This is a genomic window from Rhodothermales bacterium, assembly GCA_017643395.1.
Classification (GTDB): domain Bacteria; phylum Bacteroidota; class Rhodothermia; order Rhodothermales; family UBA10348; genus JABDJZ01.
This window is the reverse complement of sequence record JAEPNP010000004.1, coordinates 301,351-315,923: the sequence shown is the minus strand read 5'-3', so window position 1 is coordinate 315,923 and position 14,573 is coordinate 301,351. Positions and strand designations below refer to the sequence as shown.

Annotated in this window: 12 protein-coding genes; 9 read left to right on the top strand and 3 right to left on the bottom strand. The window is 64.9% G+C overall.

The features are described 5' to 3' along the window. Window positions 1-2: 2 nt before the first annotated feature. Window positions 3-998: a hypothetical protein gene (locus JJ896_13980; GenBank protein MBO6780759.1), complete on the bottom strand. Its 996-nt coding sequence runs from the start codon at window positions 996-998 to the stop codon at window positions 3-5. A gap of 209 nt (window positions 999-1,207) precedes the next feature. Between JJ896_13980 and JJ896_13975 the strand changes: the two genes are divergently transcribed. The 3 genes from JJ896_13975 to JJ896_13965 are packed head-to-tail and all read left to right on the top strand — an operon-like array spanning window position 1,208 to window position 4,276. Beyond that, entirely contained in the window at window positions 1,208-1,906 is a 699-nt protein-coding gene (locus JJ896_13975) for a hypothetical protein (GenBank protein ID MBO6780758.1), read from the top strand. Next, window positions 1,899-2,771: a glycosyltransferase family 2 protein gene (locus JJ896_13970; GenBank protein ID MBO6780757.1), complete on the top strand. Its 873-nt coding sequence runs from the start codon at window positions 1,899-1,901 to the stop codon at window positions 2,769-2,771. The genes JJ896_13975 and JJ896_13970 overlap by 8 nt, the downstream gene beginning before the upstream one ends. Further along, window positions 2,768-4,276 (top strand): hypothetical protein, encoded by a 1,509-nt coding sequence (locus tag JJ896_13965; GenBank protein MBO6780756.1) that lies wholly within the window; start codon window positions 2,768-2,770, stop codon window positions 4,274-4,276. The genes JJ896_13970 and JJ896_13965 overlap by 4 nt, the downstream gene beginning before the upstream one ends. On the opposite strand, the gene JJ896_13960 is transcribed toward JJ896_13965, so the two are convergent. Together JJ896_13960 and JJ896_13955 are read right to left on the bottom strand one after the other, a co-directional pair. Continuing rightward, entirely contained in the window at window positions 4,182-5,444 is a 1,263-nt protein-coding gene (locus JJ896_13960; GenBank protein MBO6780755.1) for an oligosaccharide flippase family protein, read from the bottom strand. The two genes, JJ896_13965 and JJ896_13960, sit on opposite strands and share 95 nt — an antisense overlap. Next, complete coding sequence (locus tag JJ896_13955; protein ID MBO6780754.1) at window positions 5,435-6,394, bottom strand: glycosyltransferase; 960 nt, start codon at window positions 6,392-6,394, stop codon at window positions 5,435-5,437. The genes JJ896_13960 and JJ896_13955 overlap by 10 nt, the downstream gene beginning before the upstream one ends. 115 nt (window positions 6,395-6,509) lie before the next feature. Between JJ896_13955 and JJ896_13950 the strand changes: the two genes are divergently transcribed. The 6 genes from JJ896_13950 to JJ896_13925 are packed head-to-tail and all read left to right on the top strand — an operon-like array spanning window position 6,510 to window position 14,476. Next, window positions 6,510-8,771 (top strand): alginate lyase family protein, encoded by a 2,262-nt coding sequence (locus JJ896_13950; protein MBO6780753.1) that lies wholly within the window; start codon window positions 6,510-6,512, stop codon window positions 8,769-8,771. Further along, the gene (wzy, locus tag JJ896_13945) at window positions 8,768-10,381 is read left to right on the top strand and encodes an O-antigen polysaccharide polymerase Wzy (GenBank protein MBO6780752.1); all 1,614 of its coding nucleotides are present in this window, start codon (window positions 8,768-8,770) and stop codon (window positions 10,379-10,381) included. Before JJ896_13950 ends, wzy begins: the two co-directional genes overlap by 4 nt. Beyond that, entirely contained in the window at window positions 10,374-11,660 is a 1,287-nt protein-coding gene (locus tag JJ896_13940; GenBank protein ID MBO6780751.1) for a hypothetical protein, read from the top strand. Before wzy ends, JJ896_13940 begins: the two co-directional genes overlap by 8 nt. Continuing rightward, window positions 11,657-12,550: a glycosyltransferase family 2 protein gene (locus tag JJ896_13935; GenBank protein ID MBO6780750.1), complete on the top strand. Its 894-nt coding sequence runs from the start codon at window positions 11,657-11,659 to the stop codon at window positions 12,548-12,550. Before JJ896_13940 ends, JJ896_13935 begins: the two co-directional genes overlap by 4 nt. A 37-nt stretch (window positions 12,551-12,587) precedes the next feature. After that, window positions 12,588-13,493, top strand: coding sequence for a polysaccharide deacetylase family protein (locus JJ896_13930; GenBank protein MBO6780749.1), 906 nt, complete (start codon window positions 12,588-12,590; stop codon window positions 13,491-13,493). Next, complete coding sequence (locus tag JJ896_13925; GenBank protein MBO6780748.1) at window positions 13,487-14,476, top strand: GNAT family N-acetyltransferase; 990 nt, start codon at window positions 13,487-13,489, stop codon at window positions 14,474-14,476. The genes JJ896_13930 and JJ896_13925 overlap by 7 nt, the downstream gene beginning before the upstream one ends. The last annotated feature ends 97 nt before the right edge of the window (window positions 14,477-14,573 follow it).

Below are 14,573 nucleotides of genomic sequence, written 5' to 3'. Positions count from 1 at the left end.
CGTCAGTTGCTGGTGGGAAGACGGAATCCAATGCGGACCAGAATGTCATCGGGGAGCACGAACGAGTGCGAGAGGGGATAGCCGGCACCCACAAATCCGAAGCCACCGCTTACGTTGGTCATGGTGCCCGGCTGCACGAGCACCTCGGCATCATACACGTCTTCCGGGGCTTGCCATTCGGCGTTGGCCGCCACAAAGGACACTTCCACGGCCTCAAGCTGGATGCCGAACATGGGATCGGCGTTGCCGCGCTGGGAGACGCGCCGCCTGATCTCCCGGAAATCGTCCGAGTAGTTGATCGGGATCTTCCATCCCGCACCATCCACGGTTGCCTTGTCGGAATACTCGATCGGCACGAACAGGCGCTGCACGATCAGGGTATCCGTCGGCGGACTCGGGTCGTCATCCGAGGGGGGAGGAGGGGGTGTGCCGAACGGCGGAAGCTGATCGGGGCTCAACACGGGAAACGGCAAGTTGGAGGCCGGCAGCTTGGCCTTGATCACATACTGGATCTTGAGAAAGTTCAAGCGGTCGATGGGCGCCGTGACCTCGATGTCCTGCGTGACCCACAGGCCGTCGACGATGGTCCCCGGCACGATCTCCGCCTGCGGAGGCACATGCACCGTGACCTCGGCGTTCCGCGATCCATCCTCCGAGACCACGTTCAGGCGGTATGAGCGGTCGTGTTCAACCCGGAATCGCGACCAGTACACATGCACGGCGCCCTCATCCGTCATGCGGGTAGAGTCCTGCCAAACCACCTGCTGGCCGGCTGCGAGGTCTGTAGTGGTGACGCGTACTCCCAGCGGCTCGTCGGGAAGGGCACGCAACTCGTTTTCTATGGGAAATACGAGCACGGCCTGGCTGTCCGCGGTCGGATTCAGCACGCCGTAAAGGCTGAAATGGCGATCCGCGCCGGCCCTAGGGGCGACGCTGGTTTCGCAAGCGGCCAGCAGCAGAGCGCCTAATAGCACTGCCGGCACGAAGAGTCCACGCATGGGCTGAGAGTAAGGGGTCCTTGAGGGAGCGGACGGCGACGGGCAGGGTCCCAAAGCCGCCGAAACTAGGGCCGGCGTGTCACGAATGTATCACGATCCCGCCACGGGACGGGCACCATTGTTGGGAATAGGGTGTGCAGTCCGTCAAACACCCGAAAATCGGGGCCGGGCGGTCGATTCACGGTTTCACGTATCCGATTGAGTCTCGAATGGAGCACATTGGCAGCGGTTGGCAGTTCGACGTCTACGCCACAGGAGAGCGAGTGCGCAAGGTGCCGGTCACCCCGCTTCGCATGGCGATCCGGGTGCTGAGGAGCTACCCCGGCCTGCTCCTGCGTCCGCATAAACTGGTTGCCAAGGTGCGCAAACTGACGGCGGAGCGCACTGCCGTGCTGAAGGAGCTCGATCGTCGTCAGCTCCACGACTATCTGCTGGCCAACTTCAGGAATGAGAGGGGTGTGTACACGCAGGACCGCGTGACAACCCTTGAGGATGTGTTTGCCCTCAGCCGACTCGATGCGCGATGGGTTCTGGACCGGTACGTGCAGTCCATCAAGTCCGGCTGGCAGTCGGGTATGGCAGAAACCAGCTTCAACTTTACCGTCAATCACGGCATGGATCGGCACGGACGCGTCGTGGTCCTGGATGTGGGTGAGCTGTCCTTCGACAGAGACGAGGCGCTGGATCTTGTGGCAAGCCGATTCTGGGAGCGCGCCTACAGCGTGCAGACACTGCCTGAGTCGCTGCGCACCTACCTGCTTCGCACGATGGCGCGCGAGATCACGCCACGAGCCCTGATGCGCATCTGGCGCGATGCACCGAGACGCCCGATAGCACCGCACGCACCGGACCGCCCGGCGTACAGGCGCGAGCGCACCGGCGAGCCCGCCACGGTCGTCCATGCATAGTCCCCGCGTCACGGTCGCCATGGCCGCCTACAACGCCGAAACCACCCTGGTGGAGGCCGTCGAGAGCATTCTCTGGCAGACGCTCGGCGACTGGGAACTCCTGATCGCGGAAGACGGGTCGAGCGACGGCACGCCGGCGCTGGCCCAGAGCTGGAAGGACCCGCGTATCCGTGTACTGAAGGATGGGTTCAATCGCGGCAAGCCGGTTCGTATGAACCAGATGATTCGGGCGGCACGGGCACCGTTGTTCGCCATCATGGACGCGGACGACATCGCCTATCCGACCCGCCTCGAGAAACAGGTCGCGTTCATGGAGGCGCACCCGGAGGTTGACCTCCTGGCAGCCGGAATGGCGACCTTCGACGGCGAGGGCAACGTGGGACGATGGCGTCGCATGCGGACCGAGCACGAGGAGATTGCCCGCACTCCGTGGCTGGGTTTCCACTTCAATTCTCCCACCTGGCTGGGTCGCACGGAGTGGTTTGAACGGTATCGGTACCGGGAGGACCTCAGGGCCGCCGAAGACGAGGACCTGCTGCTTCGTGCGGTGGAGGACTCCCGTTTCGCTGCCCTGCCTGAACTGCTTCTGGCGTACCGCATCGACCGCTGGTCGTGGTCCAAGGCGCGGCGCATGCGCCGGGATCACGTGCGCAGCCTGTTTGAGGCCGCGAAACAGCAGCGCGACGTGCGGCCGATGGCCGGCATCGCGATTCACGGAGCCAAGCTGCTCCGCGAAGGCCTTGCGGTCGCCGCAGGCAAACAGGAAGACATTCTGGCCCATCGGTCCCTGACGCTGTCCAGGACTGATGAGGCCACGCTGAGAGATTTGCTGGTACGCATCCGTGCTCAGGGAGACGGCCGATGATTCTGCGCTGGTATACCGACCGCGTCACGCCCTCCGCCGCCCGTGCCATCGAATTCCTGGCCGATGCGCTTGGCGCCCAGGCGCGACTTGTGGAGAATCTGGCCGAAGCGGTGCTGGTTCACACAGCGCGACGGCCGGAGTGGATGCAGGGCATCTGGGTTCGTCGCGCCGACAGCCTGCCGCCAGTGGACCACTTCGAGGCCGTTATCGACGGAGCCGTTCACCAGCTGGCGCAGGACGGCCGCACTATCGTACTCCACGACGACGTGCTGGCAGTAGCTGCAGCCATCCTGGACGGAGACGCCGAACGCGCCCTTCCGGCAAACAGGCATGGGGTGCCGCTTCTGGCCGGCCCCGAGGCCGTTGCAGGGTTGCTTCGCAGGCCCGTGCTGAGCGAGTTGGCCCAGGCCTTTGCGCATGCACTCCAGTCACGGGTGAGGGATTTTTCCGCCCGTATCCCACGATGGCCTGCCGGCAAGTCGGCCGCGCTCATGCTGACGCATGATGTTGACATGCCGTACCGGCGTCCTCGTTCTGATTTCTATCTGCGTCGGCTTGCGCGATCCGTGCGCGGGGCCTCCATTTCGGACGGTGTGCGTGCGATGGGCGGGTGGCTGAATGCGCGCCGCCGACATGGCCGCAGTCTTCCGGTAGGAGAAGACGCCAACTTCGGCTTCCGATTCTGGCAGGACCTGGAGCGCAGTCTGGGTGGCCGGGGCTGCTTCTACGTGGCTGTGCGCTCGGCTTGCGCTCGGGACGGACATCCGCAGGACGTGCCCTATCGCGCGCAGGACCCTGAAGTGGTCGCCGCCATGCGGACCGCCGTCGAGGCCGGCTGGGAGATCGGCCTGCACGCGTCAATCGCGTGCCAGGCCGAGCCGGAACGCTTTCTTGAGGAGCGGGCGATGCTTGAGCGACTCATTGGAGTTCCAGTCCGCGGAGTGCGGCATCATTTCTGGGCCCTGCGACCCGGAGCGCCGGAGCACACGTGGCGGGCACAGGATGCCGCCGGGTTCGCCTATGACTCGAGCCTGGGCAGCAACGATGCCCCGGGATTCCGTCGAGGCCTCGCGTGGCCGTTTATCCCAAACGGCACGGGATTGCTGCAGGTGCCCCCAACCCTGATGGACGGCGGCCTGTTCTACACGGGTCCGGAACCTGCAGAGGGCCGCGCGGCCATCCGAAGGCATCTCCAAACGGTTTTTGGTCTCGGAGGGGCAGCGGTACTCGACTGGCATCTTGAGCAGTCGAACCCTACCCGGCTGCATGGAGCAGGGCCGGCCCTCGTCGATGCACTTGATGCGGTACGTGCCCGGGGCGACATCTGGGTGACGACGCCCTCGGATGCCGCCGACTGGTGGCGCCACCGCGCCGCGCTGCGCGCCGCGCTCGGGCGCACCCGGGATCGGATCAGGCTGGCCCTCCGTCCATCGGTGCCTCCGGCATCCGCCGAACGGCGCGCCGCGCCAGAAGCGCGTACACGCCGATCATCAACGCAGCCGTAATGACCTTGGCCCAGGCGACGCCTTCGAAGCCGAAGCGCTGCAACGCCAGGTAGGTCAGCGTGAGGGCCACCACGGCCATGATGGCGCTGGCAATGAAATTGTATCGGGTCAGGCCCAGGGCGATGTGTCCGGAAGCAACCACCGAATACGCGGAGCGCAGCACGAAAAAGACCAAAAGCACATCCAGGAACGGGAGCACCGCCTGGTATCCCGGGTCGTACAAGGTGAATACGACCACGGTGGCGGCCGCCCGTGCCAGCAGTGCCGCGCCGACGGCCACAAGCACGGTCTGTAGCTGGGTGCGCACCAGCGAATTGGTGAACCACGTCCTGTCCGTCGAGCCCTCCGACAGGTACGGCGTGACGATAGTCTGAATGGAACTCGTCACGACCGAGGCCGGGATCACGAAGATGGTAGCCAGCGAGTAGTAGCCCAGCTGCACCGGGTCCAACGCGAACAGGCCCAGGACGTAAATGTCCGCGTACTTGCCGATGGTGTTCGTCACGTTGCCCAACACGCTCCAGCCGGCGATCGCCCGGAATGTCGCCGAGGCTTTCTGAGCCGGAATACGCAGGAAGTCCAGGCCGATGAGCCGCACGTACGGCCAAAGCGCGGCCGCAAATGCAGCCAGGCTGGAATACACAAACCCCGGGAGACCAAACTGCCAGGTGGCCAACAGGATGATGGCTACCGATTGCAGGCGGACAAGGACCTGCGCGCGCGCCATCGCCCGGATTTCCTTCAGGGCTTGCAGGTACGCTGCGGCAAGGAGCGCGAGCGCAGAGAACGGCACAATCACGGCGTATACCGGGAGCCAGCGGGATACGACCGGGTCGGAGGAGAGCAAACCGGTTTGTGCGATCATCCAGACCAGCGCGACGACTGCCACGCTCCATGCTGCCGTGCGTACCGACGCGAATCTCAGCAGGGCCTGCTTCTCGCCCACAGGACGGCGGTCCGAACAGAGCTTCAGGATCGCCGTGTTCATGCCCAACCCCGCTACAATAACGAGCAGATCGGTCCAGGTCTGAAGCAGTTTGATTTGCCCGATCTCCGCTTCGGTTACAAGGCGCGGCAGCAGGATCAGTAATCCGAACCCCACGAACTGCATGAGGAAGTTGGCCGAAATCAGTTCGACCAGGCCTTTGCGTGCAAGCCTCAGGAGCATGCGGAGGCCCTCGGTTGCTCAGCGTCCGACAGGGCGCGGCGGATGGCTTCGTTGAACGCCTGCTGGTCTCTGGAGACAAATGTGCGCACGCCGGCGGGGCGGGGTGCGGCATCGCTGGCTACCACGGCGGTGCCCAGATGCAGGGCCTCACGCACGCCGATCGAGTCCCCGTCAGAGAGGGTCGGACGCAGGTAGACGTCGGCCCGCTCGATGACCGGCCAGAGTTCGCGTTCGCCGTCCAGAATCCACATGTGGTTTGAAGCGCCTGCGGCTGCAAGTCGGCGATCCAGGCCCGCGCAGTAGGCCTCGAAAGCTGCGCCTCCACGAGTCGGCCGGCCGACCACCAGTCCCAACCGGGGAAACTCGGTGCGCAGGGCGATGAGCGCATCGACCGCCATGTCCGACCCGTACAGATCGACGCCGTCCCGGAAAGCATTGGAACCCTGCAAGACCAGCAGCGGATGGTGTGCATCCAGGAATCGCCTGCCCGATTCGCCGTAGGTGGCGAGTACCGACGGGCGGTCCTCCGGAGGTGGTGGCAGAAAGGCTGGTTGAACCGCCCAGCTGTCCGGGAGCAGGTAGCCCGCAGTGCGGAGAACCGACTCGACGTGGGCACCGACCAGCACCAGCTGATCCACGCCCCTCAGGAACCGGGCGAAGATCCACTTCTGCCAGGAGTTAAGTCGCGATTCCGGCCCTCCCGAGTGTACGCGCAGGAGCACGTGCGCCGGCCAGGGTCGCAGCACGACCGCAACCATGGTCCAGGTCTCATAGGCGTTGAACTCCACGTGCATGTGCCTGGGGTCCAACAGCAAACGCAGCATCCAGGCAAGGCGGCGGCGGCCGGACATCTTGGTCCAATCCCGGACCGAATGGGGTACGCCATCGCGCTCCAGCTGCGCCACATGGCGACGCATGAAGGTGGACACGCCGCCAATGGGAGGCGGCATGTTCCCCAGGATAAAGCGGTGCCCGTAGGGGGGCATGTAATGGCGCGTTCTTTGTTGTTGACCCACGTGGATGCACAAAGCGTGCCCCCGAACTCCATCCTCCCACGAACCCAGCATGTCCCTCTCGCCTCGCCAGTTCGCGCGCAAGGTGCCCCGGGCCCTCCGACGCCGAATCCGGCATCGCGCCGCCCGGCTCCGGGACTCGGTTTCCAGCACCCACGAACGGGTGGGGGAAACGGGACAAATCCGGCGCTACCTGCCCGATTTGAGCGAAAGTGTGCCGCAGGATCAGTACATCCCGCTTGCCGGCATGACGGCCAATTACATGGCAGGCCGGTTCGATCTACTGGGTTCGGGGTGGCTTTCGTGGACGTATGGTGCGGCACCACCCGGAAGGGAAGGTCATCGCTATGACTCCGGGCCCCCGGTCCGGGCCGACGAGGATGGAGACTGGATGGCCGGCCGCATCAGCACGAAAAATCTTCCCGCGGCCAGGAAGTTGTGGCGGATGGTCTCGGGACCCTACGAGCCCATTGACTGGCAACTGGACGCCAGGTCCGGCGCACGGTGGCACGCGGCCAGCCACACGCTCGACACTCCCATAGGCAGGCGCCGCGGCGCCGACGTCAAACTGCCGTGGGAATTGGCCCGACTTCACCACTTGCCCAGGCTGGCCGTCGCATTCGGACTTGCGCGCAAGGGCGCAGACGGATTCTGTCTGGCCTCCGAATACCACCGGGCCTTCCGCAACCAGGTCTGCGACTTCCTGGCGATGAATCCACCTCGTTATGGCGCCAACTGGTCCACTGCGATGATCGTGGGGATCCGATTGGTGAACCTGCTGGTGGCCCATGATCTGTTCCGCGCGGCGGGAGCGCAGTTTGAGGAGGCGTTCGAGGAAGTCATGCATCGGACCGTCCTGGAGCACGCGCATCACGTGTTGCAGCACCTGGACTGGTGGGACCTGGATGGACGCAACAATCATTATTTGGCCAACCTGGCCGGTCTCGCGTTCGCCGGGGCGTTCCTCCCGGATGGAGCAGAGGCCAGGGCCATGCTGTGTTTTGCACGCCGTGAGCTGGACCGGGAGCTGGCACATCAGTTCAACGCAGACGGCAGCCACTTTGAAGGCTCGACGGCGTACCACGCGTTCTCGGCCGAAATGGTGGCCTGGACCCTGGCAATTCTGAAGGCAGCAGACGCGCCCTCTGATGCGCCCATGCAGACCATTCCGCGGGAGGCACGCAGAAGGGCAGAGGCCGTGGAGCCTCGCAGTTGGATCGGGCTTCAGAAGGCTTGCCGTCCCCTACTTCAGTTTTTGCTGGCGGTGCATCGGCCGGATGGACTCCTGCTTCAGGTGGGGGACAATGACAGCGGCCGGCTGCTGCGACTGGACTGTATGGCGGAGGCCACATCGCTCGCAGCGATTCGCAGACGCTACCTGAATCTCCGGGAATTGCCTGAAGACGATTCCGTGTTCTGGGACGAGCACCCGCTGGACTACCGGAGTACCGTCGAAACGCTTGCTGCCGTCAGCAACCTGCCGTCCCCCATGGGCGGGAGCGCCAGCCATGCGGCCATGTGCCAACTGGTGTCCGGACCTCTTCCCCATGCGCCGCCGCTGGATGGCCTTGAGACCTCTACCCGGGGACGCAGTGAATCCGAGAGCCGCCGGCTCAAGTCCATCCCGGGGGCCCGCACGCACACCCAGCGCTTTCCAGCGGCCGGCCCGGGTTCGCTTCGCGACGGCGTGCACCAGCACTTCTTCCCGGATGCCGGCCTGGCTGTGTTTCGTTCCCAAAGACTCTTTTTGTCCGTGCGATGCGGCGGGACCGGGCGCAGCGACGGGGGACATGCCCACGCCGACGCGTTGTCCTTTGAACTCCATCTTGATGGACAGACCCTGCGCGTCGACCCGGGCGCGTACGTGTATACCTCACTACCCTGGCGCCGGGCGCAGTTTCGGTCAGAGGCTGCCCATGGCACCCCGCGGCTCCGCGGTCAAAGCACGGCTGAGGACGGCGCTGCCGTCTTTGCGCCGCTGGACCAGGAAAGCCGGCTGCTCGCCCTCGATGGATGCGGGCTGGTGGGTTTGCGAGAGACTGCGGAGGGCAGGGTGTTTCGACTCATTGAGATCCGCGACCGGGAGGTCGTGGTCACGGATGTGTCCGAGAACGGGCAGCCGATCCATGTTGAGCCGCTTCCGTGGTGGTCTCCCGGCTACGGCCGATTGACTGCGTTTGAGTCGGACCAGGCCGCCAACCGGCCGGTGGACGATCTCGAGCGGGTATCGCGGCGACATCGGGCCGATCGGGCAGCCGACGACGAGCGCAATACGCGCCGGCAGACATCCAGCGGAGACCGATCAACCGCATGACACGCCACATTCCCACACGCCGCGGACAGCCCATTCTGGCGCTGCTGGTGCACATCATCGTATTGATCGCCCTGGCGGCGGCCTGGATGGGTGTAGACTCGCGCGCGCTTGGTGTGCAGGAGTCCCTGTCCCTGATAAGCGCCATTCTGGTGGGCCTGTCCGTTTGGCTGGCGCTGTCCTGGTGGCTGGCCGAAGGTGAGTTGTTGAACCCCTACGGGCTCTTCCTTCTCGGATCGATGCCCTTCCACGTGGGCTACGCATTCCTCAGGCTCATCAATCAGGACCACCTGATCTGGCTGCGGGGAAGCGTGACCGAAGCGCAGTTGCTCGTAACCCTGGCATTCGTGACCGGGTGCTATGCCCTGCTGCATTTCGGCGCGCTTGCGGTCAGCGCAGCCGGCCAGAAGCGTGACGGGCTGCCGCTGCCTGTGTTCGACGGCACGCGGGTCTACCAGGTGGGCTGGTTGCTGCTCGCCATTTCGCTGGTGCCGCTGTTGATTCGCCTCAAAGGCAGCATCGATACCGTGATGTCCGGCGGTTACTCCTCCCTGTTTGAAGGCGGCGGCCGCGACCCCTCGGGCATGCCCGGCATTGTCGCATTGATCTCCGAGTTCTATCTGCCCGGTGTCATGTTTCTGCTGGCAGGCAGTCAGAATCGGCGATTTGGTCAGGTAGTCGCCCTCGCAGCGTTGGTCCTGTATTCGGGGACCTATCTCTTCCTCGGATTCAGGGCGTTCTCGCTGATCCCGATTGCGGCATTCGTATGGGTTTGGCACCGCTGCATTCGCCGTCTCCCTGTATTTCCGGTGGTGGCTTCTGGCGTGGGTCTGTTTCTGATCGTTGCACCTCTGGTGCGCCGAGTGCGCGACATGGCCGGCGCGGACCGCATGTCCCTGGAGAGCATCTGGCAGGCGTACACCGGCGCCGACAACCCCGTACTGTCACTGATCGCCGAGCTCGCGGGCTCGGTGCTGACGATCGCATTCACCATCGAACTGGTACCGGACGTGCGTCCATTCGAGTGGGGCTACGGCTACCTGCAGGCGCTGGTCAACGCGATCCCCATCTGGGAGATGCCGGACGCGTACGGGTATGCCGGAAGCTGGCTGGCGTGGCATGTGACCCCACAGCTCGCAGTTGGTGGATTCGGGCTGGGATTCTCGTTCATGGCCGAAGCCTACCTGAATTTCGGATTCCTCGGAGGGGCCGTTATGGTAGGCCTCATCGGTGCGCTGGTCGCCGGAGCTCAGAAGTGGGCAGACCGGGCGATCGACCCGGCAAGGGTGGCCTTCATTGCGGCCTTTCTGCCCATCCTGATCTTCTTCACGCGCGGCGAATCCCTGAGCATCACACGGCCCATTCTCTGGTACGCACTGATCCCGCTGGTGATGGTGTATGTCCTTCGGCTGCTGGATCGCCGCATTGCCGGCGTGCCCCCATCGAAAAAGAGGCACCCCCCGGCATTCTCCGACGACCGGATGCCGGAAGCCTTGCGCCGGGAGCCTCCGGGATGGGGTGGCAGCACTGCAAGCGTCCCATCGTCCACAGGACACCACCCGGAGCAAGCGCCACCCGCTCCCGGCGACACGTTGAGGTTGCATCGTGATTGATGCCGTCCTGCCTTCGTCGCCCCCAGTTGGACCCTCCCGGCAGTCCCGTCGAAAGGTGGGGCTGCTGGTCTACGAATGGTCTACCAGCCTGATAGGCGGCTCCATTCGGGCGATGTCGTTTGCGGAAAATCTGCCCGGGCATGGTTGGGACGTGACGGTCGTCACGGCATCCCCGCCGGCGGAGTGGCCACACATGCCGGAGGGCGTCAGCGTGCATCACGTGCCGTCGCCCGAGCGCAAACTCGGGGGAGGGATCAGCACGGAAGCCGACTCCCGGCTCGACGCGAATCCACCCTGGCTCAAGGCATTGGGAGCCGTGAAAGGGCTGTTGCCCATCGAACGGCAATTGTCCTGGTATCCGCGCCTGTGGCGGGCCGCATTCCGCATCTTCCGGGCGGCCGGAGTCGAGGCGCTTGTCACCGTGGTGGCTCCCAACGTGATGATGCCCATCGGCCATGCAATCGCACGGCGACTGGGAGTGCCGCACCACATCGACCTGCGGGACGACTTTGCGGACCGCCGTCTGGTAGAGCCCGTGACGGCAAGTTATCAGGCGCTGCTGAACGCGTACGGACATGCCTGCCTGCGCCGTGCACAGGGCATCTCAGTGGTGAGTCCGGTGACGGAAGACCGGCTCCACGCCCTCGGCTTGCGCGCCCGCCTTGTCATGAACGGATACGTGGAGGCCCACTTCAGGGATGTACCCTGGCGGGCCCGCAGCGTGCCCCAGGATGGACCGCTGCGACTGGTCCATCTGGGTTGGCTGGGAGACTTTCGCTCGATCGGCTCCCTTACGGAGGCCGTCGCGTGCCTGGACCGCGATACGCGCGCGCAGCTTCAGATTGATCAGTTCGGACTCATAGATCCTGCCCAGGCAAAGCTGCTGGCCGACTGCCCGTGCCCGACCGCCGTGCACGCCCAGCTGCCCCACCAAGAGGCCATTCGGCGCATGCTGGAGGCGGATATGCTGGTGGCCATTCCGGGCGATTCCGTGCCTGCCGCCCTGACCGGCAAGCTGTTTGAGTACCTGCGTACGCGTCGTCCCGTTCTCCTGATTGCGGGCGATGGGGCCGCGCGGCAACTGGCGGAGCGCGCCGGAATCCGTCGCCTGGTGCGGCCGGGTGACGTGCAGGGACTGGCGGCTTTGTTGCGGGACAGTCTCAAGGCCAAGCGGGTCGGCACCCTGATTGCCGAGAGTGACGAAGCGTTTGTGCGTGGGCTCGAGCGGCGAAATGGAGCCGAACTGCTCGCCCGTGAACTGGACCGGCTGGTAACATGACTCGCCCTCTGGTCAGTTTGCTCATGCCGGTCTACAATGCCGCTCCGTTTGTGGAGTTGGCGATCGGGTCGGTGCTGGCGCAGACCTACAGGAAGTGGGAGCTGATCGTGATTGACGACGGCTCGACGGACAACACGGCGGATCGCGTCGCCGCGATCGCCGACCAGCGAATCCGACTGCTGCGGCATACCGAGAACCTCGGGCTTCCCGCCCGCCTGAATCAGGCGGTTCGGGAAGCCCGAGGTTCTCTCTTGGCGCGCATGGACGGAGACGACATCGCGTTCCCGGGGCGACTGGAACGCCAGGCAGGGTTTCTGCTGCGCCACCCTCTGGTTGACCTGGTAGCCACCGACATGCTGATCATCGGCTGCGACGGTACCCCGGCAGGGCGGGAGCGGTGGCGTGGGGCCGATCACCGCAGCATCACCGCAAAACCGTGGGGTGGGTTTCACCTGAACCACGCCACCTGGATGGGGCGGGCAGGCTTCTTTCGACGCTTTGCCTACGACGTACGTGCCCACCGCTGCGAGGATGATGATCTGATTCTGCGCGCCTACCGCACCAGCCGGTTTCATCGGCTGCGCGAGGTGCACTACGCCTACCGGTTGGGCCCTCTGGACGCTCAAGCAGTCTGGACGGCTCGCAGTCACTATATGCGGTCGCTGTCGCGGGAGGCCGTGCGAAGCCGGGACGTGCGCCTGCTGTACGGAATCCCGGCGCAGATCGCCAAGGGCACGGCTGAGCGGGGTGCCGCAGCGCTCGGGCTGACCGGTCTCGTCACAGGTCACCGCAACAACGAAATGGTGAGTCCTGAGCTTGTGCGTGTGTACGAGAGTCACGTCCGCAAGGCACGGGAACTGGTGGGCGGCCCCTTATCCCGCACGGGTTGAGGTCGATACACGGGGTGTATACCTGCATCCGAGCCCCGTGAGACGTCCCGTTCCTCCTTTTCGTCAACGCCTGGCAGACCGCGCCAAGGCCGCAGGAGGGCTGGTTGGCGCCGGCATGTCGGCCATGATGGGAAGCAGGGTGCAGGGCGGTGCCGGCATCCTCTTTTATCACCGCATCGCCCCGGAGATCACAGGACTTCCAGCGCCCGGACTCAACGTGACGCCATCGCAGTTCAGGCTTCAGATGGAGGGCCTGCTGGAGCGCGGATTCCACCCAGTTTCCCTTCAGGAACTGCTCGATCTGCACGCGTCCGGCCGTCCGTTTCCCGGACGGGCCGTCGCGGTGACCTTCGACGACGCCTTTGCCGGTGTGCATCGCTGGGCAGTCCCTGTGCTGGAGCGTCTGGGCATTCCTGCGACCATTTTCCTCGTGACCCGGTACGCCGGTTCGGTGCAGCCCATGCACTTCGACATGTGGGGCATGACCCACCATGCGCAAGCCCCGACCGAGACCTGGCGATCGATGACGTGGGAGGAGTGTCGCGAGGCCGAGTCCACCGGACTCATCACGGTCGGATGTCACACGCATGCCCACGACAACTATACCGGGCAGCCTGAAGCCTTCCGTACAGATCTCGCCGCGGCGCGCGAGGAGTTTCAGAAGAACCTTGGTGGTCCCCGGCGTCTGTTTGCGGTGCCCTATGGAAATCCGTCCCTGGGGCAGGTGGATCGAGGGCTGCTCACCATAGCGAGAGAGGAGGGCATGGCCTGTGCCCTGACCACCACACTTGGGCTGGTTCGACCCGGAGCCTCGCCGTTCGGATGGCCACGTCTTGAGGTCGTGGAGCAGGACACCGGCGCTACCCTCGCGGCGAAGGTGGAAGGCTGGTACAACTGGATGGGCGCGGTCAAGAACGCCGTACATCGCGTAGCGCCATGGTGAGCGCAGCTGGTCTTCGACTCGCACCGGCTCGTCGCCCGCGCAACCACGGCGAGGTGACGGAGACCCCGGCATGGCCCGGACCATTCGGGCGCACCTCTTTTCTGCAGCCCTGGTGGAAGTATGTTGCTCCGGGCTGGCTCAATCCTGATCCGGCGCACCATGCCCTGGGTCAGGCAGTTTTTGGAGTTGCGGCAGGGTTTGGTGCCGCCGACTACGCCACCCCCGACTGGAACCACCTGGAGGCGGCGCTGGACACCGCCGCGAACCGCGGACTCATTCTCCCGCGCGTGCTCGAGGGCACGGCTCTGCACGCATGGTGCACGGCCAACGATGCGCGATCCGTGCCCTACGACGTCAATCCCATGCTGGACCTCCGGCCGGGGTGGCAGACGATTGCAGACCGGCGCTCTGCCCGAACGTGGTCGTCGATCCGCAGAAAGCGGCGGAAGCTGGAGCAGGAGGGGCGCCTCGAGATCGTACACGTCAGGGACGCGGCCGAACTTCGGCAATGGCTGCCCGCCGCGTTTGCCCTGTATCGGGCACGGGCCAGTCGCGTGCGGCGGGGCCTGCTGTGGACCACAGCGCCCGGACAGCGCTTCCTGCGAAACTGGATGCTCAGGCTGGCCGATGAAGGGGCGCTGGATCTGGCCGTGCTGCTGGTCGGCAGTCATCCGGCCGCGTTCACGTTCGGCATCAACGATCCGGACACCTACTACCTGTACGGATTGGCCTTCGACCCTGGATCCAGGTTGGCACGCTGGTCTCCCGGAGAACACCTGCTGATCCATCTTATGCAGCAGGCTACCGAGGGCGGTCGCAGCACGTTCGATTTTCTGGTGGGCGATGAGCCCTACAAGCGGGCCTGGGCGGACCACTTTCCCCACGTGGAGACGCAGGTTGTGGCGCGGGGTGCGGTGCGGGTCCGGTTGCTGGAGAGCTGGCCCCGGATGCGCCAGTTGATCAGGCGCGGGCTGCGCGGATAGAGAAGGAGTACGCCCATCGCGCATGCGGACCTAGAGGTCGTGTGCAACCGGGGTGATTGCGGCAAGGCTCCATCGCCCGAAATCGCAGAAAAACATC

Excerpts from the sequence above, each read along its gene's own strand:
- JJ896_13925 (MBO6780748.1), top strand. The coding sequence starts at position 13,487 with ATGGTGAGCGCAGCTGGTCTTCGACTCGCACCGGCTCGTCGCCCGCGC.
- JJ896_13950 (MBO6780753.1), top strand. The coding sequence starts at position 6,510 with ATGTCCCTCTCGCCTCGCCAGTTCGCGCGCAAGGTGCCCCGGGCCCTC.
- wzy (MBO6780752.1), top strand. The coding sequence starts at position 8,768 with ATGACACGCCACATTCCCACACGCCGCGGACAGCCCATTCTGGCGCTG.
- JJ896_13965 (MBO6780756.1), top strand. The coding sequence starts at position 2,768 with ATGATTCTGCGCTGGTATACCGACCGCGTCACGCCCTCCGCCGCCCGT.
- JJ896_13970 (MBO6780757.1), top strand. The coding sequence starts at position 1,899 with ATGCATAGTCCCCGCGTCACGGTCGCCATGGCCGCCTACAACGCCGAA.
- JJ896_13975 (MBO6780758.1), top strand. The coding sequence starts at position 1,208 with ATGGAGCACATTGGCAGCGGTTGGCAGTTCGACGTCTACGCCACAGGA.
- JJ896_13980 (MBO6780759.1), bottom strand. The coding sequence starts at position 998 with ATGCGTGGACTCTTCGTGCCGGCAGTGCTATTAGGCGCTCTGCTGCTG.
- JJ896_13935 (MBO6780750.1), top strand. The coding sequence starts at position 11,657 with ATGACTCGCCCTCTGGTCAGTTTGCTCATGCCGGTCTACAATGCCGCT.
- JJ896_13955 (MBO6780754.1), bottom strand. The coding sequence starts at position 6,394 with ATGCCGCCTCCCATTGGCGGCGTGTCCACCTTCATGCGTCGCCATGTG.
- JJ896_13960 (MBO6780755.1), bottom strand. The coding sequence starts at position 5,444 with ATGCTCCTGAGGCTTGCACGCAAAGGCCTGGTCGAACTGATTTCGGCC.